Below are 17584 nucleotides of genomic sequence, written 5' to 3'. Positions count from 1 at the left end.
GCCGGCCTATGCCAGTCCAGCGTTTTAAATTGGAATATGGGAAAAAATTTCGGTTAGCGAGTATCGACCCTAATGAAACAGGTTCTGAGCATGATAGGGAAGAAGTAGAAGCTGAATTGAAGAGCTTGAAAGAGCAGTTGGAAGCTTTGCAAAATAAGCTGTACGCCGGGAAGAAGCAATCCGTTCTCTTTGTTATTCAGGGGATGGATTGCAGCGGTAAAGACGGCCTGGTTAAGCATGCGCTTGGCGGTTTGCATCCGCAGGGGTTTAAGGTGAACAGTTTCCGTGCGCCTACGGAGGAGGAAAGTGCGCATGACTTCTTATGGCGCGCTCATCAGATTGCACCCGCCAAGGGGATGATCGGAGCTTTCATTCGTTCGTATTACGAAGATGTGCTCATCACGAGAGTCCATAATTGGATTAGCGGGGAGGAAGTGAAGAGCAGGTTCAAGCATATCAACCGGTTTGAGAAATTGTTAGAGAGCGGCGGTGTGAAAATCGTGAAGATTTTCCTCCACATCTCGAAGGATTTCCAAATGGCCAGACTGCGGAATCGGTTGACTGACCCCACCAAACATTGGAAATTTGATAAGAATGATTTGGTAGAACGGGAGTCATGGGCTGAATATGAGGAAGCCTATGAAGCCGTATTCAAGCATTGCAGCTCTGAATCAGCGCCATGGTACATTGTGCCAGCTAATCACCGCTGGTACCGGGATTGGGCCGTGCTGCAAATTGCCGTAGAAGCGCTAGAGAGCATGAATCTAGCATTTCCGGAATCAGATCCAGAGCTGGATTTAATACTAGAAAAACTACAGGAATAGGCGTAGTTTTTCTCTCTACCTCCGCAACTATGGTATAGTTAGTATAGTAGAATGTTAACATACGTTCTCTATGAACTGTATTAGGAGGCAGCTATGGGCAAATTTTTTCGTATGAATATACGTGCAAAAATTATTATGGGATATGTATTTATTATCATATGCTTAGGTATCGCTCTTCTCATTGTGAGCGGTCGTGTCAGTTCGCTGCAGAAGGAAGTGGATTTCGTCTCCAGTCATGATTTGGAAGCGCATGATCTTATCAACGCCATACAAAAGAATATGGTTGATATGGAAACCGGCATGCGAGGCTACATCATTACTGGAGACACGCAGTACCTAGAACCCTACGATACAGCCAACAAAACATGGCTCGATAATTATAATAAGCTTCTGCAGTTGGTCAGCTACAACACCGCTCAGAAGGAGAGTTTAGAGCGCATTAAGCCGACGATCCAGAGCTGGATCCGCACGGCAGGCGATAATGTGATTCTTTTGAAGAAAGAAAACAAACAAGCTGCGATCGACGAATATTTTAAGCAGAACTCAGGAAAGAAACTGATGGATCAACTGCGCACACAGTTCGATTCGTTTCTCGCAGCCGAGAAGCAGTTGACGAAGGCCAGGGCCGATCAGCTTGCTCAAAGCAATAAGAATCTTAGAATTGTTCTTTTTACCCTTCTAGGTGTCATTTCTATTTTTGCTATTATCGTTGCACTAATCCTATCAAACTCTATTACGAATACGATCAAGCAAGTTACGAGAATGATTCGCTATATTACTTCTTCCGAAGGAAATTTGGCGTCAAGAATTGAATTGACCAGTCATGATGAAATAAGAGAGTTGGCAGAAGCCACTAATAATATGTTGGGCGACTTGGAGAAGCAAAACTGGGTTCAGACGAATATCGCCGAAGTCGCCACTTTGTACCAGGGAATCAATGATATCAGGACGTTGGGCGGAACCTTCATAAGTAAGTTGGCGCCGATGCTTGATAGTGTTTATGGAGTTGTCTACCTGCGAGAGAACATCGAGGAGCAAGACCATTATGTGAAAATAGCCGGTTATGCGGCGTCCGGGAAGGATCCTTCTGCGACTGTTTTCCGGTTGGGAGAGGGTTTGATTGGCCAGTGTGCACTGGATCAGCGCATATTCCTGATTGATAACCTGCCTGAAAATCATGTGAAACTAACGTCTGGTTTAGGTGACTCTGCCCCTCGTACCTTGCTGGTGGCACCTATTCTCGTGGATGGCCGTACAGAGGCTGTGATTGAGCTAGCGTCTCTTCAAACGTTTCAGGCTCAGCATTTGACCTTGGTTGACTCGTTGCAGGAGAAATTCGGCACGGCCATCACGAATGTGCGCAGCCGTATGGAAGTAGAGCGACTGTTATCCGAGTCTCAGATGCTGACAGAAGAACTACAAGCGCAATCCGAGGAGCTTCAAGCGCAGTCGGAGGAGTTGCAAATGCAGCAGGAACAGCTTCGCATGACCAACGAATTCTTAGAGGAGCAGAACCATTTCTCTGAGCAAAAGGCGTTGGAATTAAAGAAAGCGAAAGACGAGCTGGAGGATTATTCGCTTAAGCTGGAGACAAGTTCCCAGTACAAATCGGATTTTCTGGCGAATATGTCGCATGAGCTGCGCACACCGCTGAACAGCATCATGATTTTGTCGCAGATGCTCGCTGAGAATAATGGCGATTTGCAAATGTCTGAGATTGTGGAGTATTCGCGCGTGGTTAATGCCGCAGGGAAAGACCTGCTGGCGCTGATCGACGATATTCTGGATTTATCCAAAGTCGAAGCTGGCAAAATAGAAATAATGACGGACGACTTCAATGTGACCGAACTGCCGCAATTGATGAAACTAATGTTTGCTCCCGTTGCGGAGAAAAAAGGGCTCGATTTCGACGTCATCTTGGAACCGGATGTGCCGAATGTCATTCAGACGGATGGTCAGCGCCTTCAGCAAATCTTGAAGAACCTGCTCTCCAATGCGTTTAAATTTACGGAACAAGGCTCGGTCATGATGAAAATAGCGCTTGCTGACCCGGTTCGTGTGAAGGAGCTGCTGCACAGGGACCCAGCAGAGAAGGTGGTTGCTATCTCGATTACGGATACGGGTATCGGGATTCCAATCGACAAGCAGCAGGTCATTTTCGAGGCGTTCCGTCAGGTGGATGGGACAACAAACCGCCAATTTGGCGGAACAGGGCTTGGTTTATCGATATGCCGCGAGTTTACGCGTCTGCTCGGGGGCTCTATTGTTGTGAAAAGCGAGGTGCACAAAGGCAGTACATTTACGCTTTACGTACCTAACGCACTTGAAACAGACCAGGATCATGAGACGCTTGGCAAGGACCCTCATGAGGGAGAAATTGCCGCAGCCGTTGAAGAACGACCGATTATTTCCACACAATCGGCGGAGCCGAGTTCTGGCGTGTCGTCGGTTGAAACGATTATCTCTGACGTGGAAATCATCCATTCGGATACGCAGTTGTTCCACGGCAAGAGGGTGCTGCTCGTCGACGATGACGCGCGTAACGTTTTCGCGCTCGTTACAGCGCTGGAGACAAAGGGTGTTACCGTGGATGTGGCAGACCACGGGAAAGATGCCCTGGAGATGTTGAGCGAAGATGCCAACTACGATCTCATTTTGATGGACATCATGATGCCGGTCATGGACGGTTATGAAGCCATGCAGGCGATTCGAGGAGAGCTGCATATGCGTGAGCTGCCAATCATTGCCCTTACGGCCAAAGCGATGAAAAGTGAGAAAGAGAAATGCCTGGAAGCCGGCGCTTCGGACTATATTACGAAGCCGCTAAATATGGATCAGCTATTTTCGCTTATGCGGGTATGGCTAACGAAGCAGGTGAAGAAACATTGAATCGTATGTCTGTGGAGGAGCCCGTCGATTTGGAGAAAACATCGTATGAGGAAGAACGACAAAACATTGAGATTAATCTCCTCCTAGAAGGCCTGTACCAAATGTACGGATTTGACTTCCGCCACTATGTCCGATCTTCCTTACGGAGGCGGGTTCTTAATCGCATGAAAGCAGAGAAGCTGCCGAATGTCACTGCACTATTGGAGAAGGTTCTGCATGAACCTGGCTTTGTGGATCGCTTGCTCAATGACATGTCGATCCGCGTCACGGAGATGTTCCGGGACCCTAGCTTTTTCCGTGCTTTTCGCAATTTGGTCGTGCCTGAGCTCAGGCAGTACCCCGAGATTCGTATCTGGCACGCTGGCTGCGCGACAGGGGAGGAAGTGTACTCCATGGCGATTCTAATGCAGGAAGAGGGGTTGGCGGAGAGAACGAAGATCTATGCCACGGATATGAATGAGAAGGCGATTGATGCTGCGCAAAGAGGGGCATTCCCACTTAAGCAGATGCAATACTTCACCAAGAATTATTTGGATTCTGGCGGGACGAAGGCCTTCTCCGAATATTACACAACGGATCATCAGTACGCCTACTTCCAGCCGGTCATGAAGGATAACTTGATGTTTGCGCAGCACAATCTGGCAACGGACGGCTCTTTTAACGAGTTTCATGTGATATTGTGCCGCAATGTCTTGATCTACTTCGACCATAAGCTGCAGACCCAGGTACACAGCTTGTTTCACGGCAGCTTAGTAGGCGGAGGGTATTTGGGTTTAGGCAAGAAGGAGTCCATCCTTTTCGTGCCGGAAGGTGTGCATTATGAGGAGTTTGTTCCACAGGAACGGATATATCGTAAGAAATAAAACCACTTGAGACGATGAGAGTATCGTCATGAGTGGTTTTATTTTGTAATTGCGCCGTAGCCAGCAGCGCTGCTGGTCCGCTCTACCACGCCTGTTTCGCCTACAGCCGCAGTGGTTAAACAATGTTTATAAATCAACAGAAAGAAGGGGATCTCAATGAGCACAGAGGACGAGCATAAATATCCAGATGATCGTATGCCCGACAAGCTGATTCAAGAGTTGGACGACGAAACGCACACCAAGCTTAATATAGAGCAGTTAACCCGAATTACTGCCATGGTCAGAGAATATCAAGGAAACGTCAAATCGCATTTGACGCAGCACCAGGCCAAAAAATCATCCTGGGCAGACCGCATTGCCGACCGTATCGCGCTTTTTGGCGGCAGCTGGACGTTTATCCTGCTGTTTGCTCTGTTTCTGGTGAGCTGGATGGTGCTCAATCTGACGCGCTACGCTTACGATAAGCCGCCGTTCATTTTGCTCAATTTGATCCTATCCTGTATATCAGCGTTTCAAGCGCCGGTTATTCTCATGAGCCAGAATCGCCAGGCGAATCGAGATAAGCAGGAGGCTATTCTGGACTTTGCCATTAACTATCGGGCTGAACAGGAGAATATGGAGATGAAGGAGCTGCTCGAACGGATGGATCAGAGGCTGGAGAGAATGGAGCGGCAGATTTCTCGCCAATAAGTGTTTCATTCCACGGACAAGCGGTTAATAGATAGCATAGCCAAGCAACACAAATTATCGATGAAAAGAGGGTGTTTCCTATGTTAGGCTGGGCTGTCATGTTTCTAATCATTGCACTTGTAGCTGGTGTATTCGGATTCTTTGGAATTGTTTCAGCGGCGGTAGGAATTGCCAAAGTACTGTTCTTCGTATTCCTGATCATGTTTGTTGTATCGCTGATTTTCGGCAGACGCCGAGGCATCTAGTTCGCAGCTAGATGGCATGAACTCACAGTAACAATCGCTTTACCCTATAAAATCAATCGAAAGAGGAGGAATTACCATGGGTACTTATACAAGAGTGAGTGTGACAACCAATCTTCAAGAAGCGCAGGACAAAGTACAGCAATTGTACAGGGAAGGCTTTTCGAGAGAACACATTTATGTGCTGACGCACAGTGCTGAAGGTACCGATTTCGTCGCGAATTATACGGGTGCAGAGCAGATTAGCTTAGAGGAGGAGGGCATGCTGACGGCCATTGCGAATCTGTTCCGATCCCGCGGCGATGAGCTTAGGGCGAAGATGAAGGCACTCGGCGTGCCCGATATGGAGGCTAGTCGTTTGGAAGGTGAGCTGGATAGAGGGAAAATCCTTGTTCTGGCGAAGCCCTCCCATGAATTCACAGCCTATGATGAAGCAGATTTTCAACGAACGATTTTATAAAAGTGGATGCGGGAGACTCCTTAGTGGGTCTCCTTTTCTTTGCTAATAGCAAAGCCCTAATTGCCTCCATGTAGGAGACAGTTAGGGCTTTGGGTACTGCCGTAGGCTGCTATTACTAATTATCGCCTGCTGCTTGTGTTCGATAAGGTTGGGAGCATCTTTGAATCCTTGACCATGGCAGAATGACAAATCGGACATTCTGGACTTTCGGCGAATGAAAAGTTATCTCTCATCCAACATGAGCACTGTTCTGTGCTGCAGGTCCAAATGTTCGTTTGCTCTTCGGGCACAGGTTCCATCGATTTCTTTGAAAAGTACATATGAACTCCTCCTTGTCATTATAGACTCAGCCTCAGACTCGCAAGCAGTGTATAGCAATATGTGGTAAGGACTACAGCTTGACTACATTTTCAGCTTGCGGTCCGCGGTTACCTTGAACAACTTCAAATTGTACGCGTTGGCCTTCATCCAAGCTTTTGAAACCTTCCCCCGTAATAGCGCTGAAGTGAACGAACACATCATTGCCGCCTTCCATTTCGATAAAACCAAAACCTTTTTCTGCATTAAACCATTTAACCGTACCTGTTTCCATGTAGACATAAACCTCCAATAATTTGTTCCTGCGTATTGCTTCTGGATCATTCAGAACCTGACAGCTTGTTAACGCAGCTTTGATAATATATCCAATTAGAAGGGAGCTTATTCCAATTTCATGAAAAATTCATTTGCATATCTTCGATAATTTGGTCCGGGGGCTCAATATGCCGGTATATTGTGTTTGTTGGGGCATTGCCCGCTCTCGTGCAAGATGGCTGCACCGCCGGGTGGCGGCTGCTTCTAATTAACGCCGATTACTCCAGCTATTTACCGGAATTAATCCAAATTAACCCAAATAGCTGAATTTTCTCCCTCTAATTTCGCGGAATCGAGCCAATTTCGTCAGCTGCCGAAGAGTTAGCTGGAGTTCCTCCCGCTAATCCATCCACTTCCACTGTACAGCATAATTTAACGGTAGTTTCTCCCGCTATGCCAGCTGGGACGATACGATGGATTACCGCAAAAAAGCCCGCCTCTCACCAGAGGTCGTTGTAGACCGGGTAAGGGCGGGCTTTCATTTTAAGCAAGCAATACAATGACTAGCAATTCGAACAGCACTAGCGTCAAAATCTGATTGTACTGGGCAGGCGTATAAATGGGTCTATGCTGCCCGTGATGCTGAGCATGCGTGTTGACCTGCAGATAAGCGTGGTGCCCATCCACGTTCACCAGCACACCTTCATACGTATGCCCATCTAAGGTTGTGACGCGAATCGTTCGACCAACATGGGGGTGAAGAGCACCCATAATCGTATTCCTCTTTTGCATCATCTCATGCTGCCAGTTGGGATCTGCTTGATAAAGAACTTGCGATCCGTGATGTCCGGGGTATTGCGAAGGATTCATATACATAGCTTTCGCTCCTTTTCGTACGGCTGCGCGCAGCGGTAGGCTTATTGCCTAGGTTCACTACAGACTATTCAGCCGTCCGAAAAAGGTGCATTAGCCTAAACACTTGTTCCAAGATACTAGTCGCGTTTAATTGTCACGACACGAGTCTCATCGTTGAAGGATACGATACCGCCAAGCGATTCCGCAATGAAACGAATCGGCACGAATGTAGATCCATTATGGAGCGTTGCAGCACTTTCTAATTCGATGGAAGCACCGTCAACCGTCGCTATCTTGCTGTCGAGCTTCAGGACAATCGTCTTGCCAGATAACAGGTCTTTGATGGTTACTTCCTGTAAGTCGCCGTTCCAACCAACCTCAGCGCCAAGTTTCTCAGAAATAAAGCGCACGGGCACCATGGTTTTGTTGTCTGCGTTAATAAATGGTTGCGGAGTATCGCTTGTTGAACCAGCCACGTCATCTGTCAGCTTCAAGTTAACTTCCTTCTTCGTTACTTTCAGATCTTCGCGAAGCATTTTGTAGAAAAGAGACTGTTTATCCAAGTTACTCAGCACGTGGTAGATGGAGGAAGCGTCCTTTCCAACTAGCACCGCATCGCCAGAGATATCAATTGTATCGGCTGTAACCGGCTTATTCGTATTCCAAGTTTCGCTAGCGATGGTAAGTTTAAGACCTGCAACGCCAGTGCCCTTATCTGGAAGCGGCATGTTCACGGCAAGTGTTTGCTTGCGTATGAATTGGTCGGCATCGATGTAAAGATCAGCTTTCAACGTGGTTTTGCTGTCAAATAAGCCGTTGATAGGCATGACACCTTGCTCGGCATCCCCAGTAATGGCCTCTTCGAAAGAAGCTGCCGTTTTCTCCAGGAAGTCACGGATAGGCTGATTGACAAGTCCAAGGGCTAATTGCTTGTTGCTCAAAATTTTTAAGGAGAAGTCGGTGGAGCCTGCATCGATTTGCTCTTGAATAACAGGTAACAAAGCATCATACAATTGGCTCAGCAGCTCTTGCAATCCGGCTTCATCGGCCAAGATATTGCTGAACAGTTTACGCAGCAGCGAGGCGAGCTCAGTGCCGTTTAGTTCAATGTGTGCTTGCTGGAGAGACAGGTCAGAACCGTTAACTTTGTCCGTAACCGCTGAGACTGAAATGTTCGAAGGATTGGCTGTATTCGCTAAAATAAGTCCAATAATCGCAGGCTTAATCTCGGCTATTTTGTTTCCGAACTGTTCCTGAAGGATGGTTGGTAGCATTTTCATGAACGTTACATTCGATCCGCCTAAAAGGTCATATACAATCGGTTTTTTCGCGCCTTCAATATTCAAAATAATCTTCGTGCCTTCAGTGGCAAGCTTGAAGGGGATGGAGCCCTTTCCGTATGTAATTGTACCTTCTGCAGAAATCTGCTGTGCATTCTGTGTTTTCACGTTCGTAAACTCAACTTTTACGTTTTGCAGCGCGCTTAGCGACTTTTGCTCGTCAGCTGTTAGCTTGGAGGTGTCGCCGGGTACTAGTTCAATCTGCAGGGTGCCTTTGGATTCGGAGGACTTTACAGTTGCACTGTTTTTGATTGCCGCAGCAATGTCTAAGCCTTGCACAGCTTGGCAACCTGTCAGCGTAAGCAGCAGGAATACCATGGCGGCAGATACCCACCAAGTCAATTTCTTCGTATACATGTGCTGATCTACTCCTTAGTTTTAATAGAAATAACAAAAGACGTGCAATAATTATACGCGACGCACACAAGAAGGATTCGCATGCAAACGGATTATTTTTTTACCGAAACCTTTTATTACCAATTTCGTCTATATTTATTAGATGGAATATGCTTCCTGCAGGAGGCCACAAGGAGGTGACGTCTATGATGACTTTGTTTGCCGTATGTTTTTTTGTAGGCCTTGTACTAACCGTTCTTGTTACATTTTTTGGCGGAGATTTCTTTGAAGTCCACGGAGATACCGGAGGAGCCCATGGTCATGGGGGACCGTCCTTTTTCAACTTGTCTTCCCTTCTAGCAAGCTTAACGGTATTCGGCGGGATGGGGTATATGCTGAGTGAGGTAGGGATGGCCAGCAGTTTGCTCATCCTGCTCATTGCCGCTGGTGCTGGGCTTTTCGTGGGTTGGCTGTTCTTCCTTTTCTATGCCAAAGTCATCTATAAGCATGATGACAGTATGAAAGAAAGCGATTTTGCACTCAATGGACAGTTAGGGAAGCTGATTGTGCCCATTAACGGGAAGGGCATCGGCGAGATGGTGATTGTGATGCAGGGGACCAAACGGTCCATAAGCGCGCGATCTGAGCTCGGAGAATCAATAGCCAAAGGAGCGAGGGTGGTCATTCTTCATATGGACAAAGGAGTCGCTACAGTAAGTCAATTTAGCGACTAAGCTTGAGGGCACTACTAACTTCCGGGAGGTTATTCGATTATGTTAACGGTTATGTATACGGTTATTGCGATTGTGGTTGTTGTTTTCATTCTACTTACTACTATTGTTAGAGCGTATAAGAAAGTTCCGCCGAATGAGGCGATGATTGTGTTCGGTTTGGGCGGCAAACGTGTCGTACAGGGCGGGGGAACATTCGTGATCCCAGGCTTTCAGAGTTTCAAGACGATCTCGATGATGCTCATGAGCTTCGACGTCAAGCCTGATCAGCCGATGTTTTCCCAGCAGGGGATACGACTTAAGATCGAGGCGGTTGCCCAGATCAAAATTCAAAGCGACCCCATCGCCATCGGCACAGCCTCCGAGCAGTTTCTGGACCATACGCTGCTGGAGCGGGAGATGATGATTTTGCATTCCGTTGAAGGACATCTGCGCGGATTGGTAGGGCAATTAACGGTGGAATCCATTCTTAAGAATCCGGATGAGTTGAACAGCAAGATGAGGGAAACGTGCTCGGAGGATTTGGATAAAATGGGGCTGAGCTTGATCTCGTTCGTTCTCAAACGTGTGGCAGATGATCAAGGTTATATTGAGAATCTTGGCGTGCCAGAAGTGGAGCGCATTCGCAAAAGCGCCAGCATTGCCAGAGCTGAGGTTGAACGAGACATTCAGATCCGGCAAGCCGATACGGAGAAAGAATCCGCTATTCGCAAAGCAGAAGCACACCAGCTTAAGATTGAAGCCGAGACGGTTGCTTCGGCCAAAGAAGCACAGTACCGCAAGGAACTTAGCATGAGAGAAGCGGAATTTAAGCAGGAAACGACGAGCCGGCAGGCTGAAGCGGACTTGGCCTATGAGCTGAAACAGAAGCAGATTCAGCAATCGCTCGTGACGGAACAGGTGAAGATCCGACAGATGGAAGCTGAAGCCAATAAGACGGTTCGGCAGATTGAAGTTGAGCTGAAGCAGAAGGAACTCGAGGCGTCCGTTATTAAGCCGGCCGAAGCGGAAAAGCAGGCGGCAATTATGCGCGCCGAGGTGAGCAAACAGCGGCAAATTCTCGAAGCCGAGGCTGATGCCGAGTCGACGAGAAAACGCGGTGAAGCGACGGCTGAGGCGGAGCTCGCCATAGGGAAGGCGAATGCGGAAGTCGTTCGCTTGGCAGGTCTGGCTGAAGCGGAGGCGCTAGAGAAGAAAGCGGAAGCCTACAAGCAGTACACGCAGGCGGCGGTGACGGTGGAGATTCTTCGCATTCTGCCGGAGTTAGCGGAGAAGATTGCAGCACCACTGAGTAACGTGGACAAAATCACGGTGATCTCCCAAGACGGTGCAACATCCGGCGTAAACAAGATCACAGGCGACATTGTCAAAATGATCTCCCAAGTGCCTGAAATTACTCAGACATTAACAGGTCAGAGTGTGACGGAGCTCGCGCGCGCCTTCCTTGGCAAGGACATTGCGCCTAATGTGAATAAGGAAACGGAATGAATCTCGTCGATTGTCCTTGGCCCCTGGGGCTGAGGGCTTTTTTTATAAGCGCAAAAGGTCGAATTGCTATACAATAGGGACTAAGTTTAGAGTGAAATGAGGCCTTAATTATGATGATCTACCAAAGGTTCCTGCGAGATTTGATCCGCAATTATATCATAGGCTCGGGTATTGCAGTTGTTGTGGTGGGCGGGGTCATTATATCGACAACATTATCCATTTCGAATACAGAAATGGGGCGTATTTTCTTCATTATGACGATTTCACTAGGCGTAATGATGTTGGCGGAGCTTCTGGTGTTTCGGCGGCACATGCAACCCATTCGAGCTCTGCTGGAGCAGGAGGCTCCTGATTTAGCGGCTATCCGGGACGCTTATTTGCAAACACACCGCTTTCCAGCGCTCTCCGTGAGACGGATTCTGGGTCCTCATTTTCTTGGTCTATCGATTCCAGCTATGACGATGGCGTCAATCGGGATTGCAATGGGATGGCTATCACTGCCGGCTTACTACATTGGGCTTGCGGGAATTGGTGCTGTGCTTGTGGCTAGCATGCATGCTTTGCTTGAATTTTTCACGACAGCGCAGGCGATAAGGCCGGTTCTTATCCATATACGCGAGGTAGGTCAGCGACTTTATGGCGAGGACGTCTCTTTGGATGGGCGTGTGATTGTCTCCATTCAGCGCAAATTCCAGCTTAGCGCGTTCCTGATTGGAACAATGCCGCTATTTCTCTTCAGCTTGGCAACGCAAATTCGTCTTATCTCACAGTCGTCGGATTTCACGGTGGATTATTGGAAGTGGGCGGGCATCATCTTGCTGCTTGGCGTGGGTTTTTCCTCGCTTGGGGCACGGATGCTGGCTAGAGATATTCAACAGCCTATCGGGGATTTGTACCGAGCAATGAAAGAAGTGCAATCCGGGGACTTGCAGGTTAGGGCTTCGGATTTATATTCGGATGAATTTTCAAGATTGGTTGCGGGTTTCAATCATATGGTCAAAGGGCTTGAAGCTCGCGAGAGCATGAATAATCAGCTGCTGCAGAGCTATTATTCCACATTAGCAGCTGCTCTAGATGCTCGGGATGCTTACACGGCAGGGCATTCCACGCGCGTCGCGCAGTACTCCCTGCTGATTGGAAAAGCTATAGCTTTAAGTGAACAAGATCTCGATTTATTGAACAAAACAGCGCTGCTGCATGACATCGGGAAGATTGGCGTGCGCGACAATGTCCTGCTGAAGGAAGGTCGATTGACCGATGAGGAGTTTGAGAAAATCAAGCTGCATCCGGTGCTGGGCGAATCGATTCTGAAGCAAATTGAGCCAGCGGAAGCGATGGCGCCTTTGCTTCCGGGCGTGCGTTCGCACCATGAGCGCTATGATGGCAAGGGATATCCGGACGGCCTGAAAGGCCAGGAAATCCCGGAATTTGGGCGCATCATTGCGGTGGCTGATGCGTTCGATGCCATGACCTCCGATCGCCCTTATCGGAAGGGGATGGCTGTCGAGAAGGCTATGGCCATTCTCGCGGAAGGCAAGGGGACGCAGTGGGATCCCCGATATGCGCAGACATTCATTGATGTCTTCATGAGCTCGCACCATGTGAAGACGACTTCACATGTAAGCTGAGCGTATGAAACAGCAAGAGCATAAATAATAGAGCCCGCTAGCTGCTTGCTGCGTGAAAGCTCTATTATTTATGCAATCCATGACGATTAATTGTTGACCGGATAGCCTAAGAATTCGGCGATTTTATCAAGCAATCGTTGCTGTGCGTTCATTTTTTGAAATATGTCATCGTATTTCCCGTCCAGTTCTTCCTTCAGTTCTTTCATATCCCCGGTAACGCCTTCATACTGCTGGTTTAGCAGCTCCGTTGTGGTTATAAGTATTTCCCCTTTGACGTCTTGCTCTGCAGCTTCTTGTACCTGTTGTTGAACGGCTTGAATCACATTCTGTAATCCTTTTACTTTGATAGAAGCACCCTCAAATTGTCTGTGCAGCAATTCAATCGTTGTAGCAATTTCACTCCGGATGTCCTGTTCAATGAGCTCAGCCACCTTGTTAACGAGAATCTGATTGACGCTGTTCAGCCCCGTTACTTCTTCCATAAGGGCATCACATCGGTTGCCGAGCTTCTGTACTTCCTCCGAAACACCATCGAATTGTGGGCTCAGCAGCTCCGTTGCGGCTGAGAGGATTTCACTCTTGAGCTCCGACTCCGAAACCTCGGGTTGATCTTGTGTTTGCGCTTGCGCTTGTGCGAGAGTTTGAATTTCGCTACGCAGCTCCGTGATTTCCTCCGAAACACTTTGATATCGTGTATTCAGCACTTCAACGGTGGTTATCAAGTTTTCTTCGCTGCTTGTTTGTTCCGGCGTTTTGATAACTTTCTGCATGAGAGAATGGACGATGGCACTTAGCTCTGTGAATTTATGCGTTAACAGGTCAAATTGAAAGTTGGAGTGATCCATCACAGGTGAAGAAGCCTTGGCAGTCGCAATGGAAGCTATACTAGCCTTTTGATTGAGGTTATCAGCATAGTCCTTTAACTTTTCTGGTGTTTTATTCGATTCTATTTTTTGCTTGAGGAGCTGTACCGAATTACGTAATTCCATTGTTTCATTACTAAACTGCGAGTTTGATTTGTTAACAGCTAATGGCGGTAAATGTGAACTAGTAGGAGTAGAGGATGCAGAAGGGGCAGGAGGTACAGGCTGTATCTCTTTGGAAATAGATAGAGCATTCTTATCATACATTTCCTGTAACTGTTCTTTTATAAACTTAAGCGGTTTATTGGCATCTTTCATTTTGGCAATGGCCTGAAACATTTCGATGGCTTCTTCCGGGTACCGGAGTGATCCATTAACAGCCACGATCGGAAGAAATTCGCGAAAGTGATTGGACCATTCTACTACAGATGCACGTGTTTTTCCGATTTTTCCAGCGATTTCGGTGAGTTTATATGATCTTTTCATTGTTCCTTATCGTCATCCTTTCATCCTTAAGTTCTTTAGGCTTAGGCATTTAGCTGTAACATTGTATTCAGGACATGAAGCAAATGACAATGAAAAAAAAGGTCCATTCCCAGCAAACTGGAGAATGGACCCTTATTCTATTTAATCAATCGACTGCACACGTCTATCCATCTCTGGTTCCAAATATTGGCCAACCTTATCGATCCATTCCTCGACATAATGATCTGTGGCCCATTGCGCCATAACAAGCTGCTCGCCGGGGAGCAGATCCAGCATAAGTTGCGGATCATTGCCTGGTGCCTGACCGTAAGGATAGAATTTGAGCTTGCTGTCCTCAAAGATGACGAGCATATCGTTCATCGGAGAAGTCAGAGCGTCGGTCGCTTGCGGCCAGGAGGACTGAATCCCGTTCCAGTTGCAGCATAGATCGTCGTGGTTGACGACTTTATCGGGCAGCTCTCGCGGGAAGTCATGCAGCGCATAGCTGTCTGGTGCTGCCGCAGCGGCCGTCGCACGCGGTGTTTCAGCGACCTTGCCAACCCAGTGGCCGGGTTCGCGCTGAACCGTCCAGCTTTGGCCAGACACCTCGCCGCGCAAACTGCTGGATATACTTCCAAGCACGCCGCTGATATTCGTGTTGGTGCCGTAGACATCGGCGATGGACACATGATTCTTGTCCACCGGCTTGTTGTAGAACTCGATGGTGTGACCTTCTTTTAATTGCGGCAGCGTTCGGACCCAGATGCGATCCGCTTGGTAAGGCGCGCTGCCTCGCAAAGTCTGTTCCGACTCGGCAATAGACACATATTGATTCCCTGCAAACAGCAGGGTTTCTGTTCGATTGAGCTGCTCGTTTTCCTGATCAGGGAAAGCTTCCGGTTTCACAGGCTGATCGGCCAAATGGGCGGATAAATAGTGGAATTCATCCGTTTTGGTTCGATGGACCAGCGAATCAATCTTCCAGAAGTTTTGCTTATACGGCATCAGAATTCCTGTGCCTTCGGACGTTTTCTGGAGCTGCCCGCGAACAGGTGCGATCAGCATCGTGCGATAGGTACTATAGCGCATGGGTTTCAGTGAGCGTCCAGGCTCGCTGGCAGGTTCGTGCTCCGTCCTTAAGCCAATCAGCAGAGCCGTGGTAATCGGCGCAGGAGAGAGGCCTATGGACGCTGCTGTTGCTGTGACTGCTGCATCTGTCGCAGGTGCGGCATCACTTTGGGTATGTAGCGTATTCCAAGGGAAAAGCAAGATTGCGACCGCGATTGCACCGACGCCTGCGAAGCAAAGCACAGGTTTGATCCGTGGCTTCGTTCGTTCTTTGCGCTCAACCGCTTCTTCAATATCACGCTGAAGCTTGGAAGTAAAGCCGGGTCGCTCAAGCGGTCCTGATTCCAATTGCTTGCGTAAATCATCCGGATCAGGATTGTTCAAGAGCCTCACGCTCCTTCAATTTGACCACCTTGAGTCTGGCGTGATGAAGCCGTGATTTAACGGTTCCCTCCGAAATATTAAGAATAGACGCCATTTCTTTCGTTGAAAGCTGATAGTGGGCATGCAGAATAAGAATTTCCCGATATTTCGGTGGCAGGGAAATGACCTTTTTCCAAATATCGCTAGCGTATAATTTCTCCATTGCTTCTGTTTCGGCGGAGTTCGATGTACCTGCTGATTGAATGAAGCCAACAAGGGTAACTTTGCGCCAGAAAGCTTTGCGTAAATAGTCATAAGTCGTATTGCGTGTAATAGTAAGAAGCCAGGTTTTAACCGAAGCCTCGCCGCGGAATGTAGTAAGATTGCGATAAACTTTTAGGAAGGCATCTTGGGCAATATCATCAGCTAAATCTGAGTTGCGGCAAATGCTGAAAGCGTAATTCCATACGTCGTTTCCATAGGTCTCCATCAAATTACGAAGAATAACTTTTTGATCCGTCGTTTCAGATACGTACTTTAAATACTCAAATACATGGACACCGGTCGTCTCCATTCTCTCACCTCTCTGAATTAGACGCTTGCAGGTTAGAAAAAGTTCGCAAAACGCCCAAAATATTTTACGGAACAATTCCATACTTATATCATTCGCAAGGATATTGCCGCAAGAGTCGGAGAATGAAGTTGAATTTGGAGAAAGAGATAGGTCGGAATCTAGAGGAGATTTCTGCAGGGGAAGAGAATGATCCCTTTATATAGAAAAGACGCGTCGTTCATCCCGCTGAGACGGCTGAAGTGTTCCAACGTGTTGTTCAGCCGCTTAACGGGTGGAATCAGCGAGTTGGTGCTCGATTTTACCTACTGTAATCGCTTTGTAACGCCAAAAAGTTTCATGAATGAGAGTCGCTTCTTCTTCATTCAGATACTGTACAAGGACGGTTACTTCGGGAAGCTTATGCTTTTGATGGGGGAGGCTGTGTTTGGATTTAATGAGGAATCCGATACTGAACCCAAGCAGGAAGCCGCCAAAACCGTAGATAAGTCCCCAAATAATTGGACCCCATTCTAAGATGAAGCCTAGACTGATCCCCAAGACACTGCAGGCTGTTGCGCTGGCAAAGCCAATTTCAATGGATTTAGCTGTCCGTCCTCTTCACTTCATTATGTGTTTGGACTAGTATCACAAGGATTGGAATTTTTTGTGCAAATAGTAGGCCGAACGTGAATAGCAGCCTTGACAATATAAGGTATTAGCACGCAATATGTAGGAAGGATACTGCATGTAAATCAGGTCCTTTGGAGAGGAAGAACACGATGAATTTCGTTGAGCATGTCATGGATCACCTGCGTTCCGGCGTCATTAACAATTACCCTCAGCCAATTGCTTTGAATATGGGCTTGGTGTATACCGTTAAATTGGAAGATAAGAAGACGAATTTAATTTGGCTGCCTTTTGAATATACAGGTCTTGCTTACGTAGATATGGGGCGACAGGTCAATGTGCATCCTTACTATAGAGGTGTGATTTTCGAGGAGATTGAGCTTTCTCGGGGAACGGATCTTCACAAACCCCAAACAGAAGAGGCCTTTGTGAAAGCGATATTTCAGAAAAGCTTCGAGATGCATCAGCTGCTGCAGCAGGAGAAATACGCTTACCTGCAAGGAAATGCACCGGACTTCCTAACGAAAATGTTATACATAACGGATTGGCTGCGATACTATAACTCAATGAAAACCGTAGGCGCTGGCAGAAAGTTAGGCTAAGTGTTGGAAAAGCAGGACTATATTTTCTACGTATGTAGACGATATGGTCCTTTTTGATACGCAGAAAGACGTAGTCAGCTTCTAATATCTAAACTAGGCCCTGCGGCTATAGACCCACGCCTGG

The 17584-nt window shown here is 47.6% G+C and carries 18 protein-coding genes; 10 read left to right on the top strand and 8 right to left on the bottom strand.

The window, feature by feature from the left end:
- Window positions 1–8: 8 nt before the first annotated feature.
- The 6 genes from GQF01_RS10440 (at window position 9) to GQF01_RS10415 (ending at window position 5968) form a co-directional block, all read left to right on the top strand.
- On the top strand, window positions 9–824 hold the full coding sequence (locus GQF01_RS10440; protein ID WP_161406720.1) for a PPK2 family polyphosphate kinase: 816 nt from the start codon (window positions 9–11) through the stop codon (window positions 822–824).
- 93 nt (window positions 825–917) lie between these two features.
- The gene (locus tag GQF01_RS10435; RefSeq protein ID WP_161406719.1) at window positions 918–3713 is read left to right on the top strand and encodes a CHASE3 domain-containing protein; all 2796 of its coding nucleotides are present in this window, start codon (window positions 918–920) and stop codon (window positions 3711–3713) included.
- Window positions 3714–3718: 5 nt separating this feature from the next.
- Window positions 3719–4576, top strand: a complete 858-nt coding sequence (locus tag GQF01_RS10430; protein WP_161406855.1) for a CheR family methyltransferase — start codon at window positions 3719–3721, stop codon at window positions 4574–4576.
- A gap of 156 nt (window positions 4577–4732) precedes the next feature.
- On the top strand, window positions 4733–5266 hold the full coding sequence (locus tag GQF01_RS10425) for a DUF1003 domain-containing protein (RefSeq protein ID WP_235959398.1): 534 nt from the start codon (window positions 4733–4735) through the stop codon (window positions 5264–5266).
- A gap of 80 nt (window positions 5267–5346) precedes the next feature.
- Entirely contained in the window at window positions 5347–5511 is a 165-nt protein-coding gene (locus GQF01_RS10420; RefSeq protein WP_127458160.1) for a DUF1328 domain-containing protein, read from the top strand.
- Window positions 5512–5587: 76 nt separating this feature from the next.
- Window positions 5588–5968: a general stress protein gene (locus tag GQF01_RS10415; protein WP_161406718.1), complete on the top strand. Its 381-nt coding sequence runs from the start codon at window positions 5588–5590 to the stop codon at window positions 5966–5968.
- 119 nt (window positions 5969–6087) lie between these two features.
- On the opposite strand, the gene GQF01_RS10410 is transcribed toward GQF01_RS10415, so the two are convergent.
- The 4 genes from GQF01_RS10410 to GQF01_RS10395 form a co-directional block, all read right to left on the bottom strand.
- Window positions 6088–6288 (bottom strand): cold-shock protein, encoded by a 201-nt coding sequence (locus GQF01_RS10410; protein ID WP_161406717.1) that lies wholly within the window; start codon window positions 6286–6288, stop codon window positions 6088–6090.
- A gap of 71 nt (window positions 6289–6359) precedes the next feature.
- Window positions 6360–6560 (bottom strand): cold-shock protein, encoded by a 201-nt coding sequence (locus tag GQF01_RS10405; RefSeq protein ID WP_028555458.1) that lies wholly within the window; start codon window positions 6558–6560, stop codon window positions 6360–6362.
- Window positions 6561–7084: 524 nt separating this feature from the next.
- Window positions 7085–7417: a hypothetical protein gene (locus tag GQF01_RS10400; protein WP_161406716.1), complete on the bottom strand. Its 333-nt coding sequence runs from the start codon at window positions 7415–7417 to the stop codon at window positions 7085–7087.
- A 116-nt stretch (window positions 7418–7533) separates the two neighbouring features.
- Window positions 7534–9093 carry a copper amine oxidase N-terminal domain-containing protein gene (locus tag GQF01_RS10395; RefSeq protein WP_161406715.1) on the bottom strand — a complete coding sequence of 520 codons (1560 nt, stop codon included), beginning with the start codon at window positions 9091–9093 and terminating at the stop codon, window positions 7534–7536.
- A gap of 185 nt (window positions 9094–9278) precedes the next feature.
- Between GQF01_RS10395 and GQF01_RS10390 the strand changes: the two genes are divergently transcribed.
- From GQF01_RS10390 to GQF01_RS10380, 3 genes are all read left to right on the top strand, one after another.
- On the top strand, window positions 9279–9806 hold the full coding sequence (locus tag GQF01_RS10390) for a hypothetical protein (RefSeq protein WP_161406714.1): 528 nt from the start codon (window positions 9279–9281) through the stop codon (window positions 9804–9806).
- Window positions 9807–9845: 39 nt separating this feature from the next.
- Entirely contained in the window at window positions 9846–11291 is a 1446-nt protein-coding gene (locus GQF01_RS10385) for a flotillin family protein (protein WP_161406713.1), read from the top strand.
- A 110-nt stretch (window positions 11292–11401) separates the two neighbouring features.
- The gene (locus tag GQF01_RS10380; RefSeq protein WP_161406712.1) at window positions 11402–12919 is read left to right on the top strand and encodes an HD domain-containing phosphohydrolase; all 1518 of its coding nucleotides are present in this window, start codon (window positions 11402–11404) and stop codon (window positions 12917–12919) included.
- Window positions 12920–13005: 86 nt separating this feature from the next.
- On the opposite strand, the gene GQF01_RS10375 is transcribed toward GQF01_RS10380, so the two are convergent.
- The 4 genes from GQF01_RS10375 to GQF01_RS10360 form a co-directional block, all read right to left on the bottom strand.
- Window positions 13006–14268: a coiled-coil domain-containing protein gene (locus GQF01_RS10375; RefSeq protein ID WP_161406711.1), complete on the bottom strand. Its 1263-nt coding sequence runs from the start codon at window positions 14266–14268 to the stop codon at window positions 13006–13008.
- 141 nt (window positions 14269–14409) lie between these two features.
- Complete coding sequence (locus GQF01_RS10370; RefSeq protein ID WP_161406710.1) at window positions 14410–15699, bottom strand: hypothetical protein; 1290 nt, start codon at window positions 15697–15699, stop codon at window positions 14410–14412.
- Complete coding sequence (locus GQF01_RS10365) at window positions 15686–16252, bottom strand: RNA polymerase sigma factor (RefSeq protein ID WP_145667779.1); 567 nt, start codon at window positions 16250–16252, stop codon at window positions 15686–15688. Before GQF01_RS10365 ends, GQF01_RS10370 begins: the two co-directional genes overlap by 14 nt.
- A 264-nt stretch (window positions 16253–16516) precedes the next feature.
- Window positions 16517–16789 (bottom strand): hypothetical protein, encoded by a 273-nt coding sequence (locus tag GQF01_RS10360; RefSeq protein ID WP_161406709.1) that lies wholly within the window; start codon window positions 16787–16789, stop codon window positions 16517–16519.
- Between the two features lie 221 nt (window positions 16790–17010).
- Here GQF01_RS10360 and GQF01_RS10355 point away from each other — a divergent pair, with 221 nt between their 5' ends.
- Window positions 17011–17460 (top strand): hypothetical protein, encoded by a 450-nt coding sequence (locus GQF01_RS10355; RefSeq protein ID WP_161406708.1) that lies wholly within the window; start codon window positions 17011–17013, stop codon window positions 17458–17460.
- The last annotated feature ends 124 nt before the right edge of the window (window positions 17461–17584 follow it).

This window comes from Paenibacillus silvestris, assembly GCF_009882985.1.
Classification (GTDB): domain Bacteria; phylum Bacillota; class Bacilli; order Paenibacillales; family NBRC-103111; genus Paenibacillus_E; species Paenibacillus_E silvestris.
This window is presented reverse-complemented; position numbering and strand designations above follow the sequence as displayed.

Bases quoted from the DNA above. Each gene is read 5' to 3' on its own strand.
- GQF01_RS10415 (WP_161406718.1), top strand. From the start codon at position 5,588: ATGGGTACTTATACAAGAGTGAGTGTGACAACCAATCTTCAAGAAGCG.
- GQF01_RS10385 (WP_161406713.1), top strand. From the start codon at position 9,846: ATGTTAACGGTTATGTATACGGTTATTGCGATTGTGGTTGTTGTTTTC.
- GQF01_RS10400 (WP_161406716.1), bottom strand. From the start codon at position 7,417: ATGTATATGAATCCTTCGCAATACCCCGGACATCACGGATCGCAAGTT.
- GQF01_RS10420 (WP_127458160.1), top strand. From the start codon at position 5,347: ATGTTAGGCTGGGCTGTCATGTTTCTAATCATTGCACTTGTAGCTGGT.
- GQF01_RS10355 (WP_161406708.1), top strand. From the start codon at position 17,011: ATGAATTTCGTTGAGCATGTCATGGATCACCTGCGTTCCGGCGTCATT.
- GQF01_RS10380 (WP_161406712.1), top strand. From the start codon at position 11,402: ATGATGATCTACCAAAGGTTCCTGCGAGATTTGATCCGCAATTATATC.
- GQF01_RS10395 (WP_161406715.1), bottom strand. From the start codon at position 9,093: ATGTATACGAAGAAATTGACTTGGTGGGTATCTGCCGCCATGGTATTC.
- GQF01_RS10410 (WP_161406717.1), bottom strand. From the start codon at position 6,288: ATGTACTTTTCAAAGAAATCGATGGAACCTGTGCCCGAAGAGCAAACG.
- GQF01_RS10365 (WP_145667779.1), bottom strand. From the start codon at position 16,252: ATGGAGACGACCGGTGTCCATGTATTTGAGTATTTAAAGTACGTATCT.
- GQF01_RS10430 (WP_161406855.1), top strand. From the start codon at position 3,719: ATGTCTGTGGAGGAGCCCGTCGATTTGGAGAAAACATCGTATGAGGAA.
- GQF01_RS10390 (WP_161406714.1), top strand. From the start codon at position 9,279: ATGATGACTTTGTTTGCCGTATGTTTTTTTGTAGGCCTTGTACTAACC.
- GQF01_RS10440 (WP_161406720.1), top strand. From the start codon at position 9: ATGCCAGTCCAGCGTTTTAAATTGGAATATGGGAAAAAATTTCGGTTA.
- GQF01_RS10405 (WP_028555458.1), bottom strand. From the start codon at position 6,560: ATGGAAACAGGTACGGTTAAATGGTTTAATGCAGAAAAAGGTTTTGGT.
- GQF01_RS10375 (WP_161406711.1), bottom strand. From the start codon at position 14,268: ATGAAAAGATCATATAAACTCACCGAAATCGCTGGAAAAATCGGAAAA.
- GQF01_RS10435 (WP_161406719.1), top strand. From the start codon at position 918: ATGGGCAAATTTTTTCGTATGAATATACGTGCAAAAATTATTATGGGA.
- GQF01_RS10425 (WP_235959398.1), top strand. From the start codon at position 4,733: ATGAGCACAGAGGACGAGCATAAATATCCAGATGATCGTATGCCCGAC.